Here is a 16511-nt window from a genome sequence, read left to right on the forward strand (position 1 = left end):
GGCCCTCCATTTTGGAGAAGGGGGTCACGCCGTGACGTGGTCCTCCGCGTCGCGGTCCGCCCGCGTCCGGGCGCCGTCCACCCAGCCGCCCAGCTCGCGCTCGACGAGGTCGGCCAGGAAGATGACATGGTCGGGATGGTCGTTCAGGCAGGGGATGTAGGTGAAGCGCTCACCGCCCGCCGCCATGAAGGCGTCCTTCACCTGGAACTGGATCTCCTCCAGCGTCTCCACGCAGTCGGCGGAGAAGCCCGGCGCGATCACCGCGATCTTGGTCTTGCCGGCGCGGGCCAGCTCCTCGACCGTCTTGTCGGTGTAGGGCTTCAGCCACTCCGCCTTGCCGAAGCGCGACTGGAAGCTGTACTGCACGCGCCCCGGCTCCCAGCCCAGCCGCTCGGCCAGCAGGCGCGCGGTCTTCACGCAGAAGCAGTGGTAGGGGTCGCCACGGTCGAGATAGACCTTCGGCAGGCCGTGGAAGCTCGCCAGCAGGACGTCCGGCGTGTGGTCCAGCGCCGCGATGTGCCGCACCACCGAGCGGGCCAGCGCCTCGATGTAGCCCGGCTTGTCGTGGTAGGCGGGGACGGTGCGCACCGCCGGCTGCCAGCGCATGGTCATCAGGTGACGGAAGGCCTGATCGTTGGCCGTGGCCGTCGTGGTCGCCGAATATTGCGGGTAGAGCGGGAACAGCAGGATGCGGTCGCAGCCCTGCTCCTTCAGCCGCTGGATCGCCGGGCCGACCGCCGGCTGGCCGTAGCGCATGGCCCAGTCGACCACCACGCTTTCGCCGTGCCGCGCCGCCAGCGCCGCCGCGACGCCCTCCGCCTGGGCACGGGTGACGGTCTTCAGCGGGCTTTCGTTGCGCTCCTCGTTCCAGATGCTCTTGTAGGCATGGCCGCTCTTGCCCGGACGCACGGTCAGGATGATGCCGTTCAGCACCGGCCACCACACCGCCTTCGGCACCTCGATCACGCGGGGGTCCGACAGGAACTCCTTCAGATAACGGCGCATCGCCCAGTAGCCGGTCGCCTCCGGCGTTCCGAGATTCATCAGAAGCACACCGACGCGGCGCGCGGGAACCGGCGGATGGTCGGCGGGCTTGGGAATGGGCTGCATGATGTCGGTCACCTCGATGTCGCGGCGGGCAGCATAATAGCGAGCCGAACCCATCGGAAGCAGCCCTTTGTCCCTATGCGGTCGATAGGGCCGGGCTATCCTCCGGCCGTTCGGACAGGCTCTTACGGCCGTTCGGTGAAAACGGATTTCAGATCGACCGCGCCGTCCGACCGCGCGTCGAGGTCGAGTTGCCGTTCCACCTCGTCGAGATGCTCCATCATCAGCCGCATCGCCACGCCGGGCGGGCCGGCCTCCAGCGCCTCGACGAAGCGCCGGTGCTCGGTGGCGGAGCAGGAATGGGAGGACCGCCGCTCGAACGCCGCGATGGCGAGGCTGGAGCGGTCGATCAGGTCGGCCAGGATGCCGGCCAGCGTGGCGTTCCCGGCGAAGTCGGCCAGCAGTTGGTGGAACTGACCCGACAGGCGGATCAGCGCCATGCGGTCACCGGCGCGGTCGGCCTCCTCCTCCCGCGCCAGATGGGCGCGCAGCTTCGCCGACATCTCGTCCGGTAGCGGGCGGGGGTTGCGCTCCAGCGCCTCCACCACGGCGCGTTCGATCACCCGCCGGGCCTCGAACACCTCGCGCGCCTCCCGCGCGGTGGGCTTGGCGACGAAGGCGCCGCGGTTGGGGATCAGCGTCACCACGCGCCGCTGCGCCAGCAGCAACAGCACCTTGCGCACCCGCTCGCGGCTGACGCCGAACACCTCGGCCAGGCTCTCCTCCGCCAGCTTGGTGCCGGGCGGCAGCCGGCGGTCGGCGATGGCCTCGCCGATGCTGCGGACGATGCGGGCCTCCGCCCCCTCCCCCCGCCCGCGGACGGCGCGGCGGGGGGCGCTCAGGACAGTTTTCATGATGGCACGGGCGCTGTTCAGTTTGTTGCCGCAGATTGTGCACAAAACGGACCAGCGGACAAACGCCACCGCCGCGGCCTGCCCATGCACCGAGCACAGCCCACCCATGCACAATTTCGCGCCACAGCGCTGAAATCCTGACCATTCGCCGATTTTCGCCGCCGGAAAGCCGCGGGATTCCGCCATTCACACGCTGGCATGGAACTTGCGGACATACTCGACAGCCGCAGCGGGACCTGCGGATTGTGCACAAAATCGGAGAGGGCCATGACCGCCAGAACGACCGCAGCCGGATCGCCCGCCACCGGATCAACCGTCGAACTGGTGAAGCTGCGCAAGTTCTACGGCTCCACCGTCGCCGTGGACGGCATCGACCTGCGCATCGCCGCCGGGGCCTATTGCTGCCTGCTCGGCCCCAGCGGCTGCGGCAAGACCTCCACGCTGCGCATGATCGCCGGACATGAGGACATCTCCGACGGCGACCTGCTGATCGGCGACACGGTGGTGAACGGCGAGCCGCCGGCCCGCCGCGGCACCGCCATGATGTTCCAGAGCTACGCCCTGTTCCCGCACCTCGACTGCACCGACAACGTCGCCTTCAGCCTGAAGATGAAGGGTGTCGCGAAGGAGGAGCGGCGGCGCCGCGCGCGGGAGATGCTGGACCTCGTCCACATGTCCCAGTACGCGGACCGGCTGCCCGCCCAGCTCTCCGGCGGCCAGCAGCAGCGCGTCGCGCTGGCCCGCGCGCTGATCACCCGGCCGGGCGTCCTGCTGCTCGACGAACCGCTGTCGGCGCTCGACCCCTTCCTGCGCATCCGCATGCGCGAGGAGCTGAAGCGTCTGCACACGGAACTCGGCATCACCTTCGTCCACGTCACCCACAGCCAGACCGAGGCGATGGCGCTGGCCGACCTCGTCGTGGTGATGAACCAGGGGCGGATCGAGCAGGCCGGCCCGCCGCGCGAGGTCTTCAACCAGCCGCGCACCGCCTTCGTCGCCCGCTTCATCGGCGGCCACAATGTGGTGGAGGACGCCGCCGGCCGCCGGGCCGTGCGGGCCGACCGCATCCTGCTCGGCCGACCCGACGGGACCGACCACCAGTTGGAAGGCACCGTCCGGGCGCTGGAGTATCACGGCGCATCGGTCCACCTGACGCTCGACGTGCCGGGCTCGGAGGACTTCGCCGTGGTGTTGGACGAATCCCGCTTCTACGACGCCCCGCTCGCCGTCGGCGACCGCGTGACCGCGGGCTGGAAGGCGCGCGACGTCCATCCCCTGGTTGCCTGATTTCCCCGACCAATCCCCAAAAACCGACTCCCCAAGAACCGACCGACCACACTGGAGGCACAGAGCATGACCGAGACGCGCACCGGCTCGCCCCTTTCCGCCGGGACCACCACGGGCGTCAGCCGCCGCACGCTGCTGAAGGGCACCGCCGCCGCCGCCGCGGGTGTCGCCATCGGGTCGGGGGCGATCACCGGCTTCCCCACCATCTGGGCGCAGAACATCAAGAACGTCACGCTGCGCCAGTTCGGCACCGGCGTGTCGAACCTGAACGCCGTCGCCGACAAGGTGAAGGAGGACCTGGGCTTCACGCTTCAGATGACCGCGCTCGACAGCGACGCGGTGGCCCAGCGCGCGGTGACCCAGCCGAAGTCCTACGACATCGCCGACATCGAATACTGGATCTGCAAGAAGGTCTTCCCGGCCGGCGTGATGCAGCCGATGGATGTTTCCAAGATCAAGAACTTCGACAAGATCGTCCCGATCTTCGTCAACGGCAAGCTGACCCCGGAGAGCGCCGTCGCCCAGGGCACCGCGCCGCACACCGTCGGCTTCGTGGAGGGCAAGGACAGCATCAAGTTCGCCAAGTCGGCCACCCAGTGGATGACGCTGATCCCGACCATCTACAACGCCGACACGCTGGGCATCCGCCCCGATCTGGTCGGCCGCCCGATCACCAGCTGGACGGACCTGCTCGACCCGGCCTTCAAGGGCAAGGCGTCGATCCTGAACATCCCCTCCATCGGCATCATGGACGCCGCCATGGTCTGCGAGGCCATGGGCGAGGTGAAGTACGGCGACAAGGGCAACATGACCAAGGAGGAGATCGACAAGACCCTCAAGATCATGACCGACGCCAAGAAGGCCGGCCAGTTCCGCGCCTTCTGGAAGACCTTCGACGAGAGCGTCAACCTGATGTCGTCGGGCGAGGTCATCATCCAGTCGATGTGGTCGCCGGCCGTGGCCGCCGTGCGCGCCAAGGGCATCCCGTGCGTCTACCAGCCGCTGAAGGAAGGCTACCGCGCCTGGGGCGGCGGCCTCGGCATCGCCAAGCATCTGAGCGGGCTGGAGCTGGAGGCAGCCTACGAGTACATCAACTGGTACCTGTCGGGCTGGGTCGGCGCCTATCTGAACCGCCAGGGCTATTACTCCGCCGTGCTCGACACCGCGAAGGAGCACATGTCGCCGGACGAGTGGGCCTTCTGGATGGAGGGCCAGCCGGCCAAGACCGACATCCTCAGCCCCGAAGGCAAGGTGATGGAGAAGGCCGGCGCGGTGCGCGACGGCGGGTCGTTCAAGGACCGCATGGGCCGTGTGGCCTGCTGGAACGCGGTGATGGACGAGGACCGCTACATGGTCCGCAAGTGGAACGAGTTCGTCGCGGCGTAAGGCTCCGTTGCCTCCACCCTCCCGCTTCGCGGGTCCCTCCCTCCCCCGCTCTCGCAGGGGAGGGCCAATTCCCCTCCCCTGCGAGAGCGGGGGAGGGTCAGGGTGGGGGCAAGACTCTCCCACACCAGCACTCCCCCACGGCAACGGACCCCTCCACCATGACCGTCTCCGCCGTCCCATCCGAAGCGTCCAGCGCGTCCGCGGCACCGCGGAGCGGCGGGGTGCGCCGTTCCGTGCTGCGCCGGGTCGCCCCCTATCTCCAGGCCGGGCCGCTGGCGCTGACACTGCTGGTCTTCCTGCTGATCCCCATCCTGACCATCGTCGCGGTCAGCTTCTGGGACTATGACAGCATCCGCATCTACCCGGACTTCGTGCTGACCAACTACGAGGAGCTGCTGACCTCGCCGGTCACCTGGAAGACCTACCTGAACACAGTGAAGTTCGCGGCGCTGACCTGGGTCATCACGCTGCTGATCGGCTTCACGGTCGCCTATTTCCTGGCCTTCCATGTCCAGTCCACGACCTGGCAGATGGTGCTGTTCCTGGTCTGCACGATCCCCTTCTGGACCTCCAACATCATCCGCATGATCTCGTGGATTCCCTTCCTCGGGCGCAACGGACTGCTGAATTCCGGGCTGATCTCCGCCGGGCTGATCGACCAGCCGCTGGAGTTCCTGTTGTTCTCGGACTTCGCGGTGGTGCTGGCCTTCGTGCACCTCTACGCGCTGTTCATGGTGGTGCCGATCTTCAATTCGATGATGCGCATCGACCGCGCCCTGGTCGAGGCGGCGCGCGACGGCGGCGCCAGCGCGGCGCAGGTGGTGTGGAACGTCATCCTGCCACTGGCCAAGCCGGGCATCGCCATCGGCTCCATCTTCGTGGTCACGCTGGTGATGGGCGACTTCATCACCGTCCGGCTGATGAGCGGCGGGCAGAGCGCCTCCATCGGGCTGATGATCGCCAACGAGATTTCGCTGCTCCAGTACCCCGCCGCCGCCGCGAACGCGGTCGTGCTGCTGGCCGTCGTCCTCATCATGGTCGTGGCGATGCTGCGCATCGTCGACATCCGCAAGGAGCTGTAAGCGATGACCGGCACCGGCACCCGGCGCGGCCTGTCCTTCTACCTGCTCGCCGCCTTCTTCGGGCTGTTCGTCCTGTTCCTCTACGGGCCGATCGCCACCATCACCATCCTGTCCTTCCAGGGGCCGGAGGGCGGGTTGACCTTCCCGATGAACGGCGTCTCCCTCCACTGGTTTAGGAACCTGTTCGAGCAGCAGGCGGTCGGCGATTTCGGCGGCTCCTTCCGCCGCTCCATCGCGCTGGGGCTGACGGTGATGGTGCTGACGGTGCTGTTCTCGCTGCTCGCCGGCTTCGCCTTCCGCCGCCGCTTCCTGGGCAGCGGGGCGCTGTTCTATCTGGCGGTGGCGAGCCTGATCGTGCCGTCGATCCTGGTCAGCCTGGGCATCGGCCTGCTCTTCAACATCTTAGGCATCGAGCCGACCTGGTACGGCTCGGCGCTCGGTGCGCACCTGACCTGGACGCTGCCCTTCGGCCTGCTGATCGTCTTCGCCATCTTCAACCGCTTCAACCCCGCCTACGAGGAGGCGGCGCGCGACCTCGGCGCCACGCCCTGGCAGACGGTGCGCCATGTGGTGCTGCCCATCCTGCTGCCCAGCCTGATCGGCGTCGGGCTGTTCGGCTTCACCCTGTCCTACGACGAGTTCGCGCGGACGCTGATGACCGCGGGGTCCTTCAACACCCTGCCGCTGGAGATCTACGGCATGACCACCAACGTCACGACGCCGGTGCTCTACGCGCTGGGCACGCTGACGACGCTGTTCTCCTTCACGGTGATCGGCCTGTTCCTCGCCGGGGTGATGATCCTGCGCCGCCGCCGGCTGCGGCGGACCGGCGCCGCCGCTTGAGACGCAGAGAGCCAACCATGCGCATCCTGGTCGTCAATCCCAACACCACCGCCTCGATGACCGAGAAGGCCGGGGCCGCCGCCCGCGCTGTCGCCGCACCAGGGACCGAGATCGTCGCCGCCAACCCGGCCATGGGCCCCGCCAGCATCGAGGGTTACTACGACGAGGCGCTGGCCGTCCCCGGCCTGTTGGAGGTGATCGCCGCCCGCCAACGCGCCGCACCGGGCATCGACGGCGTGGTGATCGCCTGCTTCGACGACGTCGGGCTGGACGCCGCGCGCTGCCTGTCCGCCATCCCGGTGGTCGGCATCTGCGAGGCGGCGATGAAGACCGCCACCCTGCTCGGCGGGCGGTTCAGCGTGGTCACCACCATGCCGCGCTCCGTCCCGGCGCTGGAGCATCTGGCGGAGCGCTACGGCGTGGCCGGGCGCTGCCGGGTGCGCGCCGCCGGAGTGCCGGTGCTGGCGCTGGAGGACCCGGCGTCGGGCGCCGTGGAGCGGGTGCGCGAGACCATCCGCCAAGCCATCGCGGAGGACGGGGCGGAAAGCGTCGTTCTGGGCTGCGCCGGCATGGCCGATCTGGCCCGCGCCCTGACCGCGGAGATGGGCGTGCCGGTGGTGGATGGCGTCACCGCCGCGGTGAAGCTGGTTGAGGGGCTGGCCGTGCTGGGCTTGCGCACCGGCAAGACCGGCGGTTACGCTTTCCCCCTGCCCAAACCCTACGCCGGGGAGATGGCGCGCTTTGCCCCCGCCCCGCAGCCCTGAACCGGAGGGACGCCATGGAAGGCTACCGCGTGCGCGTGATGAGCCGGGCCGAGCTGGATCTGGCCGTCGACTGGGCGCGGGCGGAGGGCTGGAACCCCGGCCTGCACGACGCCGGGGCCTTCCACGCCGTGGACCCCGAAGGCTTCCTCATCGGGGAGCTGGACGGCGAGCCGGCGGCCTGCATCTCCGTCGTCCGCTATCCCCACAACTTCGGCTTCCTCGGCTTCTACATCGTTCGGCCCGAGATGCGTGGCCGCGGCCTCGGCTGGGACCTCTGGCAGGCCGGACTGAAGCACCTGGAGGGCTGCACCGTCGGGCTCGACGGGGTGGTGGCGCAGCAGGACAATTACCGCAAGTCCGGCTTCGCACTGGCCTATCGCAACGTCCGTTACGGCGGCGCCCCGCCCGCTGGAACCTCTTCCGCCGCGGCGCTGCTGGACGTGCGGACGGTGCCCTTCGACCGTCTTCTGGACTGGGACCGCGCGCTGTTCCCGGCGCCGCGCGCCGGCTTCCTGTCCAACTGGATCACCCTGCCCGGCGCCTCCGCGCTCGCCGCCGTGGTCGACGGTGAATTGCGCGGCTTCGGGGTGATCCGTCCCTGCCACACCGGCAGCAAGATCGGCCCGCTCTACGCCGCCGACCGCGGCACGGCGCGCGATCTCGCTCTGGCGCTCGCCGCCACGGCGGGGGACGGACCGATCTTCCTCGACGTTCCGGAGGTCAACCGCGACGCCGTCCTGCTGGTGGAGGAGCTGGGCCTGACCCCGCAGTTCGAAACCGCCCGCATGTATCTCGGCCCCGCCCCGGCCATCGACACCGCGCGCCTGTTCGGCGTGACGACCTTCGAACTGGGCTGAAGACGGGCAGAGCTGAGCCGTAACAGTCCGTTACCAAACAGGGGACTGCCGGACACACGCCGGCAACGCGGCGCGCGCAGCATCGGTGTATCGGGATCACGATCCCGGCCTGACGAGAAGAGGGACACCCCCATGTCGCGCATCCTGATCGCCGCCATGACCACCGCCTTGACCGCCGCCACCGTGCTGGTCGGACTGGGCGCCCAGGACGCCTCCGCCGCAGGCTGGGGACCGGACCATCGCGATCCGCCGCGGATCGAGCGGGACCACCGCGGCCCCAATGCGCACCGCCCGGAAGCCCATCGCCCGCCTCCGCCGGTCCGCCGCGCGGCACGATACTGGAAACCCGGCGACCGCCTGCCCGCCGCCTACGCGTCGCGGCACTACGTCATCGCCACGCCCGCCGCGTATCACCTGCACCGGCCGCCGCGCGGCCATCACTGGGTCCGCGCCGGGTCGGACGCCGTTCTGGTGGCATCCCGCTCGGGAATCATGGTCCGGATCGTCCCCGGCCTGTTCCGCTGAGAACCCGCCCTTCCTTCGTGGACGTGACATGGCCGGGCGGTCTACTCTCCCCCGAGTTGCACCGCCCTTCCCCGCGATGCCCGCTCCTCAAGATGGACGCTCCATGACGGACAGCCGTAACGCCCGGCCCTCGCTCACCGATGCCCTGACCCTGCACAACGACGGCCGCGGCGATGAGGCGGAGCGGGCGTACCGCCAGATCCTGAAGCATGAGCCGCGGAACCCCGACGCCTGGCATCTTCTGGGCGTGCTGCAGTCCGAGCAGGGCGATCACGAGTCCGGCATCGCCAGCATCCGCACCGCCCTGTCCATCCGGGAGGCGTTGGAATACCACCTGAATCTCGGCTCCTCTCTGCTCGACGCGGGCCACGTGGACGAGGCCCTGGACGCCCTGATGGCGGCGCTGCGCCTCGGCCCGGAGCGGGCGGACATCCATTTCCGGCTGGGCAATCTGTTCCGCCTGCAGCGGAGGCCCAACGAAAGCGTCGCCGCCTACCGTCAGGCCATCGCGCTCCAGCCCGGCTTCGTGGAGGCGCTGAACAACCTCGGTTCCCTGTTCCTGGAGGTCGGGCAAACCGACGCCGCCGTCGCCGCCTTCACCGACGCCATCCAGGCGGCGCCGGCCAACGCCCAGTCCCACGGCAACCTCGGCTACGCCCTGGACCTGCAGGACCGGCTGGGCGAGGCGGCGGCGGCTCACCGCGTCGCCCTGGCCTTCCGGCCCGATTTCGCCCTGGGCTGGTCCAACCTCGGCAACGTCCTGAAAGGACAGGGGCATCTGGACCAGGCCATGGCCGCCTACCGCTCCGCGCTAACGCACCGCCCGGATTTTCCGATGGCGCACAGCAACGTCCTGATGGCCCAGCATTACCTGCCGGAGTGCGGAAACGCCGACTTCCTCGCCGCCGCCCGCGACTGGGCCGGACGAAACGACGGCGGACTCCCGGTGGCCGCTCCGGTGGTGCGCGACGACGGTCACCGCCCACTGCGCATCGGCTACGTCTCCAGCGACTTCAACAGCCATCCGGTCGGCTATTTCCTGGAAAGCGTCCTGAGGGCGCACGACCGCGAGGCGGTAACCGCCTTCGGTTACGCCAACAACGGCCGCACCGACGACGTGACGGAAAGCCTCCGCGCCGCCGCCGACGCATGGCGCCCGATCGTCGGCATGGACGACGCGGCGGTGGCCGACCTGATCCGGCGGGACGGCATCGACATCCTCGTCGATCTCTCCGGCCATACGGGAAACAACCGCCTCACCCTGTTCGCCCGGCGGCCCGCGCCCGTCCAAGTGAGCTGGCTGGGCTACTTCGGGACGACCGGCCTGCCGGCCATGGACTGGATCATCGCCGACCGCCACGTCCTGCCACCGGGGGAGGAGCGGTTCTTCACCGAAAAGGTCTGGCGCCTTCCCGACAGTTATCTGTGTTTCACCCCGCCGGCGGAAGAGGTGGCGGTCGGGCCGCTCCCGGCCCTCGGCGGCGAATCGGTCACGCTCGGCGCTTTCCACAACCGGGCAAAGATCACCCGTCCGACCGTCGCGCTGTGGGCGCAGGTCCTGGCCGCCCTGCCGCAGGCCCGCCTGCTGCTGAAATCGCGGGAGTTCAGTGACTACGGGGTGCGGCAGGCGTTGCGCGACCAGTTCGCCGCGCACGGCGTCGCGTCGAACCGCCTGCGCATGGAGGGGAAGACGCCGCGGGCGGACTATTTCAACAGCCACAACCGCATCGACCTCGCGCTGTCCCCCACCCCCTTCGGCGGCGGCACGACGACGGCCGAGAGCCTGTGGATGGGCGTGCCGGTGGTGACCCTGCGCGGCGACCGCTGGGCAGGGCGGATCGGGGGCAGTTTTCTGGAAACGCTCGGTCTCGCCGACCGCCTGGTGGCGGACAGCCCGGCGGACTACATCGCCAAGACCGTCGCCCTGGTCGGCGACCTGGAGTCCCTGGCGGCTCTGCGCGCCGGCCTGCGCGAGCGCATGCGCCACTCCCCGCTGTGCGACGCACCGGCTTTCGCCCGCTCTTTGGAGGAGGCCTTCCGGTCGATGTGGAAGGGACATACGCACGAACCGTAAGGGTGCGCCGTAAGGGTGCCGTGGGCAGGCCAAAGGAAGTTCTTCCGATACGCTCTGGCACAATGGCGCCGGACGTGCGTTGAAGAGACCGACGACGCAGCGGAAGCGAGGCCGAGACGCCGATGATGAAGGATCCCAAACAGATCGCGCGGGTTGCCCTGCAATCGGCCCGTGTCAATGTCGAGGTCTACGAGGCCTGCGGCCTGATCGACACGCCGTCGGCCCACGGCCTGCGCTACAAGATCGCCGTGCAGGCCAGCGACGTGAACGGCGACGAGTGCCGCTTCCCCTCCTGCGCCTGCCCCTGGCCGGACTGCTCCCGCCAGGCGGAGGCCGGAGCGGCGGACGGTCAGCCCAGCGGGCCGACCGTTTCCACGTAACGCTCCATGGCGGCCACGCCCTCTTCGGTCAGTTCGATGAAGACGCGGCGGCCATCCTTGTCGTCGGCGATGCGCCGGACCAGCCCGCGGTCGTGCAGGTCGGTGATGCGGCGCAGCGCCGTGGTCTGGGCGACGCCGGACGCGATGCACAGCGACGACACGGAAATCCGCCGCCCCTGGAGATGATTGATCATCAGGTCCAGCAGCATGTCCCAGCAGGGGTCCTCGAACAGCCCCTTGGGGAAGAACTTCTCGCGGGCGGCGCGTTTGCGCCGGATCGCCGTCAGGATGCCGAGGCTGTCCGGCGCGCCGCCCTCCGGCACCGGTTCGCAAACGGTTTGAACTGCGGTCGTGATCGCCGCAGGAGTCGTTGCGGGTACGGCCACCGTGCGGTGGGCCGCGACGAAGGGCATCACGCGGGCCGCGGCGGCCTCTCCGCGCAAGGCGCGCACCGTCTCGACCAACGCCAGCCCGTGGCGGTAGGCCTGCTCCAGCGCGTCGTCATGGCTGCCCATGGACACCGGCTGGTGATCCGGAACCGACGACGCGCCCCCCTCCCCGCCATTGAGGACACGGGCCAGCGCGCGCTCGATCTGCGCCTCGTCCTCCGGGTCGGTCACCACGTCGGCGGCTTCCAGCCGCAGGGCGCGCACCACGTCGTCCGCCTCCGGGTTGCGGGCGAAAAGGATGCAGGCGAGACCGCGATGGGTGCGGTGCAGCCGCTCCATCAGCGCGAGACCGTCGAACCAGGGCGATCCGCCATCCACGAACACGACCCCGACGCCGTGATCCACGTCGAGCAGGCCCAGCGCCGAGATCACATCGCGTGTGTCCTGCACCCGGTGACCGAGCCGCAGGGCGCAGTCACGGATTCCGGTGATGGCCGCGCTGTCGTTGCCGATGATCAGAATGGAAGGCGCCACCGCTGAGCAATTCGGTGCCGAGTAGCCCGCCGCCGCTTGACTGGCCGCCGTTTGACTGGACGCCATGTGACCAGTCAGCGCGAGACGCTCCACCGAACGCGAAACCAGGGACCGTTGCATGCCGCTCTCACCCGCATCAAATCGCGCGCCGGTTGGCCGGCGGCGGTGTCAGGCCCGGCGCGGCGACCCGATGCGGCGGAACACTCCGCCACCCCCAGGTACCCGCTTGGAACCGTCAATCATTCGTTGGGTGATGTATAGCATTACCCCGTTCGAACGCGTATCAACGGCCGTTGATACTTTTCCATCGGAGTAACGTGCGGTTTATTATTGCATATTAATCATTATCGTCAAGATTCGTCAGATTCCAATGCATAACCGACCCCACGGACGGTAACAATCGGCGAGACCGCGCCATCGTCCAGCCGCATCTTGCGACGCAACCGGGTGATCAACGTATCCACCGTGTGCTCGCTGATGGAGCGCGGGTCGCGGTTGCTGATCACGTCCAGCAGATATTCGCGGCTGACCGGGTTGGGCCGCATGGCCGCCAGCGCCGCCAGGATGTTGAATTCCCCCGTCGTCAGGGCGAGGTAGGAGCCGTCGGGACGGAACAGCGCCCGGCGCACCAGATCCAGACGCCATCCCCGGAAGGTCAGCGGCGCGTCGGGCGCCGGACCTGGCGCCCCCTCCACGGATGCGGACGGGACGGCGGACGCCCCGGAGCGGCGCAGCAGGTTGCGGATGCGGATCAGCAGTTCCAACAGATCGACCGGTTTGGTCACATAATCGCCGCCATGGGACAGGCCGGCGATGCGGTCGGTCGGGCTGTCGCGCCCGGTCACGAAAATCAGCGGAACGGTTTCCCCCAGCCGCAGCCGCTCGGCCAGGGCCAGCCCGTCGCAATCCGGCAGGTTGATGTCCAGCAGCACAAGGTCCGGCCGGTCCTGCGCAACCCGTTCGGTCAGTTCCGCCCCGTTTGCGGCCCGCAGTACGCGCAACCCCTGGCTTTCCAGGTATGTGGCGATCAAATCCTGCGTTTCGGGAGAATCCTCGACCACCAGCACGGTCCGCCCGACCAGTTCCGATCCGACGCTCATGCCGCCCTGCCCGCCGCTGCCGTTCCCCTCGCAACAATCCCCGTCGCCGTCATGTCAGCCCCGCCTCCCCTTTTTCGATGGCGCGCAGGGCGGCGTGAAGCCGATCCCGAAGCGCCGCCGCGTCCCCTTGCATGGAAGCGGCCCCCCCGCTTCCGCCTTCGACGGCCTGCGCCGTCCGCTCCAACGCCCGCGCCGCAGCGCTCACCTCCGGAAAGCCATAGGTGCCGCCGCTGCCCTTCATGCGGTGGGCCGCGTCGACAACACGCCGGGGCGGCGAGCTCGCGTCATCGAGAACCGCCAGCACGTCGCGGCAGGCCTGCGCAAAGCGCTCCATCAGCCGGGCGCGGTCGGCGCTGGACAGCCCGCCGGTGACGGGTGCACCGGAGAGCGGCGCCCGTTGGACCTCGACGGACGGAGCGGGCGCGCAGGAGCCGGACGGCGCGTGGCGGGCGAGCGCGTCCTGAAGCGCGTCGGGATCCACCGGCTTCGCCACCACCTCGTCTACGCCGGCGTCCAGATAGTCCGCCCGATCCTCCGGAGAGCTGTTGGCGGTCACCGCGATCACCGGCACCAGCGCCCGCTCGGCGTCCGGCAACGCGCGGATGCGCCGCGTCACCTCCACCCCGTCGATCCCCGGCAGCCGCATGTCGAGCAGGACGACGTCCATGACGCGGCTGGCCAACACCGCAAGGGCCTCCTCGCCGCTGTCCACATAGACGGCACGGTGGCCGCCGGGCGCCAGATACTCGCGAAGGATGGCCTGATTCTCCGGAGCGTCCTCCACCACCAGGATGTCCAGGCTTCCCGGCGCCGGCATGGGAGCGGAGCGGCACGGCGACGGATCGGCGACCGGAAGCGGGCGTGTCGGCAACGAGACGGTGAAGAGGGAGCCGCCGCACGCACGGCCTTCCAGGCAGACGTCGCCCCCCATCAGGCGGACGAGACCGTTCACGATGGCGAGACCCAGCCCGGCGCCGTCGCGGCGCTTGCCCTCCAGCCGGCTCCCCTCCAGCCGATGGAAGGGCTCGAAGATGATGGCCTGCGCCGCCCGCGGCACGCCGGGGCCGCTGTCCGCCACGGTCAGGCACAGAACGACCGTCCCGCTCGCCGTGCCCGCCGGGGCCGGCGTCGCGGTCAGCGCCACCTCCACCCCGCCATGTTCGGTGAATTTCACGGCGTTGCTCAGCAGATTCAGGACGATTTGGCGCAGGCGCAGTGGATCGATCCAAAAACGCGCCGCCCCGAGCCCGCTGACCGTCAAAGACAGGTTGAGCCCCTTCTCCTCGGCGCCCGCGCGCATCAGCGCCACCGCGTCCTCCACCAGCGCGACCACGTCGGTGGGCTGGGGATGCAACTCCATCCGGCCCGCCTCCAGCCGCGACAGGTCGAGGATGGTGTCGAGCATGGAAACGAGATGCCGCCCCGCCTCGTCGGCGACGCGCAACCGCTCGTCGAGCTGACCGGTCGGGCCTTCGCGGCGGATCACCCGCACCATGCCGAGGACGGCGTTCAGCGGGGTCCGGACCTCGTGGCTGAGGTTGGCGAGGAAGCGCTCCAGCGTCGCGGACTTGTCCGACAGGGCGCGGGTGCGCTCGGCGATCTGGCGTTCCAGCCCTTCGTTGAGCGCGGCCAGCTCCTGCGACAGTCGGCGCTCGTTGAGGAAGGCCGTCTCCACCCGCCGCCCCAGCACCAGCGCGTGGCTGAACAGGAACAGCAGCGCACCGTAGGGAACAAGGTCGATGCTCTCGAAGAAATGCGCGTACATCAACGCGTCATGCACCACCGACCCCAGGAAGGCCAGCGCCCCCGCCCCCAGCAGGAGCGCGCCGGAATGGCGGCGCAGGGCGGCCACGGCGAGGCGCCACGCGAAATACAGGGCCGACAGCACCAGCAGCAGACTCGCCACGTCGCGCAACCGGGTGAACTGCGCCGGTTCGGTCACCAGCACCAGGAACATGCCGGGCACGGCCACCGCCATCATGACGCGCCCCACCCCGCGGTGCAGGCATCCGGGGAACAGCTCGCGCAGCAGATGGAAGTAGATCGGGTAGAACATGTAGATCGGCAGATATTCCAGCCGATAGGCCCACACCTCCGACACGCCGGGGAAGAAGACGCGCAGCAGTTCGCTGGTGCAGATCAGCCGCATGGCGCAGGCCGCCAGCAACATGACCAGGAACAGCGGGGCCGCCGACAGGCGCCGGCGCAGGAAGGCGCCGATGAACAGCGCCATCAGGGACAGCGACATCAACGCCCCGGCGTTGGTCATCAGCTGCCGCTGCCACAGACGCGACAAGCCTCCATTGGCGTCGAGATAGATCGTGCGCCCGATCCCTCCCTCGAAATGGAAATGGTTGGAGACCTCCACCGCCAGCTCGATCACCCGCTGGCCGCCGTGCAGCGTGACGAAGCGGGAGACGGAGGAGGACTGCTCCTGCGCGGCGGCCAAAGCCGGCACCCCCGCGGCGGCGACCGACCGGCCGTCCACCCACACCCGCATGGCCGAATTCACGGGCGGCATCTTCAGCGTCAGCGGCGGCATGCCGGGCGGCAGCAGGATCTTGAGGCGGAAGGTGGCGGCGCCAAACCCACCCATCTCCTGCCCGTCCGGGCGCTCCGCCCCGTTCCAGATCGCCGGCAGGGTAAAGGGCGTCCAGAGTGATCCATCCGGCTCCGGCAGCGGATTCAGGCTTTCCTCACCGGCCAGACGGTCCCAGGACACCAGCCATTCGCCGTCCAGCGACACCGGCCCGTCGAGGTCGGCGTACCAGCCGCGCAGATCGAGCACGCCGCGCTCCGCCTGCGGCAGGACGGTGGCCAGGGCCGGAACGGTGCCCGGAGTGGTGCAAAGAAGAACGAGAAGCAGAACCGCGCCCAGCCTTCGGGCGACACGCGCGAAAATGGCGGTTACGGACGGCATGACGGCAGGCGGCAGAGGCACCGGGGCACAGTTCCTTCGACAGGCGCATGGCACAGGCCGCGGCCCGACCCGCAGGTCGAATGGCGCCCAGCCAATCCCATCATGAGAGGTATCGCAAAACGGTTGTTGCGGAAATACCGATGCACCCAGGCATTTAAAGCCGAAACCCCACGACACCGAAACCAGTCACGCCGCAAAGTATAATCAGCCATCGGCGCAACAACGACTCAGAAATTCGCGACAAGCTTCATCAATCGTAAATCCTATAGAAAATGTGGTTTTAACCTCTCAATCGAGGATACGGCCCATACTTGGCGCAGACCGGCGGACGCGGCGGTTTCAACAGAGATCGCTAATAGGAAGAGCGTCCGGAACCGCCCGATCACAGGCGAATTTCCGGACGCTCCCA

General features: G+C 68.9%; 14 protein-coding genes. 9 read left to right on the plus strand and 5 right to left on the minus strand.

The genetic code is table 11. The features are described 5' to 3' along the window. Window positions 1-24: 24 nt before the first annotated feature. Both hemH and ACFPMG_RS02610 read right to left on the minus strand, forming a co-directional pair. Window positions 25-1164 carry a ferrochelatase gene (gene hemH, locus ACFPMG_RS02605; protein WP_376993673.1) on the minus strand — a complete coding sequence of 380 codons (1140 nt, stop codon included), beginning with the start codon at window positions 1162-1164 and terminating at the stop codon, window positions 25-27. 68 nt (window positions 1165-1232) lie between these two features. Then, window positions 1233-1961 (minus strand): GntR family transcriptional regulator, encoded by a 729-nt coding sequence (locus ACFPMG_RS02610; RefSeq protein WP_376993674.1) that lies wholly within the window; start codon window positions 1959-1961, stop codon window positions 1233-1235. A gap of 267 nt (window positions 1962-2228) precedes the next feature. Here ACFPMG_RS02610 and ACFPMG_RS02615 point away from each other — a divergent pair, with 267 nt between their 5' ends. From ACFPMG_RS02615 to ACFPMG_RS02655, 9 genes are all read left to right on the plus strand, one after another. Next, a complete protein-coding gene (locus ACFPMG_RS02615) occupies window positions 2229-3248 on the plus strand; it encodes an ABC transporter ATP-binding protein (RefSeq protein ID WP_376993675.1) in 1020 nt (339 codons plus the stop codon). 66 nt (window positions 3249-3314) lie between these two features. Then, window positions 3315-4634: an ABC transporter substrate-binding protein gene (locus ACFPMG_RS02620; protein WP_376993676.1), complete on the plus strand. Its 1320-nt coding sequence runs from the start codon at window positions 3315-3317 to the stop codon at window positions 4632-4634. 158 nt (window positions 4635-4792) lie between these two features. Continuing rightward, on the plus strand, window positions 4793-5716 hold the full coding sequence (locus ACFPMG_RS02625; RefSeq protein ID WP_376993677.1) for an ABC transporter permease: 924 nt from the start codon (window positions 4793-4795) through the stop codon (window positions 5714-5716). 3 nt (window positions 5717-5719) lie between these two features. Then, complete coding sequence (locus ACFPMG_RS02630; RefSeq protein WP_109071501.1) at window positions 5720-6559, plus strand: ABC transporter permease; 840 nt, start codon at window positions 5720-5722, stop codon at window positions 6557-6559. A 17-nt stretch (window positions 6560-6576) separates the two neighbouring features. Then, on the plus strand, window positions 6577-7323 hold the full coding sequence (locus tag ACFPMG_RS02635) for an aspartate/glutamate racemase family protein (protein ID WP_376993678.1): 747 nt from the start codon (window positions 6577-6579) through the stop codon (window positions 7321-7323). 14 nt (window positions 7324-7337) lie between these two features. Further along, window positions 7338-8180 carry a GNAT family N-acetyltransferase gene (locus tag ACFPMG_RS02640; protein WP_376993679.1) on the plus strand — a complete coding sequence of 281 codons (843 nt, stop codon included), beginning with the start codon at window positions 7338-7340 and terminating at the stop codon, window positions 8178-8180. A gap of 132 nt (window positions 8181-8312) precedes the next feature. Then, window positions 8313-8705: an RcnB family protein gene (locus tag ACFPMG_RS02645; protein WP_376993680.1), complete on the plus strand. Its 393-nt coding sequence runs from the start codon at window positions 8313-8315 to the stop codon at window positions 8703-8705. 103 nt (window positions 8706-8808) lie between these two features. Beyond that, window positions 8809-10779, plus strand: coding sequence for an O-linked N-acetylglucosamine transferase, SPINDLY family protein (locus ACFPMG_RS02650; protein ID WP_376993681.1), 1971 nt, complete (start codon window positions 8809-8811; stop codon window positions 10777-10779). A gap of 122 nt (window positions 10780-10901) precedes the next feature. Then, window positions 10902-11159 carry a hypothetical protein gene (locus ACFPMG_RS02655; protein WP_109071506.1) on the plus strand — a complete coding sequence of 86 codons (258 nt, stop codon included), beginning with the start codon at window positions 10902-10904 and terminating at the stop codon, window positions 11157-11159. On the opposite strand, the gene ACFPMG_RS02660 is transcribed toward ACFPMG_RS02655, so the two are convergent. The 3 genes from ACFPMG_RS02660 to ACFPMG_RS02670 form a co-directional block, all read right to left on the minus strand. After that, window positions 11129-12082 (minus strand): response regulator, encoded by a 954-nt coding sequence (locus ACFPMG_RS02660; protein ID WP_376993682.1) that lies wholly within the window; start codon window positions 12080-12082, stop codon window positions 11129-11131. The genes ACFPMG_RS02655 and ACFPMG_RS02660 overlap by 31 nt on opposite strands. Window positions 12083-12432: 350 nt before the next feature. Continuing rightward, entirely contained in the window at window positions 12433-13182 is a 750-nt protein-coding gene (locus ACFPMG_RS02665) for a response regulator transcription factor (RefSeq protein WP_376993683.1), read from the minus strand. 49 nt (window positions 13183-13231) lie between these two features. After that, window positions 13232-16123: a response regulator gene (locus ACFPMG_RS02670; RefSeq protein WP_376993684.1), complete on the minus strand. Its 2892-nt coding sequence runs from the start codon at window positions 16121-16123 to the stop codon at window positions 13232-13234. Window positions 16124-16511: the final 388 nt, after the last annotated feature.

The organism is Azospirillum himalayense, from assembly GCF_042657465.1.
Taxonomy (GTDB): Bacteria; Pseudomonadota; Alphaproteobacteria; order Azospirillales; family Azospirillaceae; genus Azospirillum; species Azospirillum himalayense.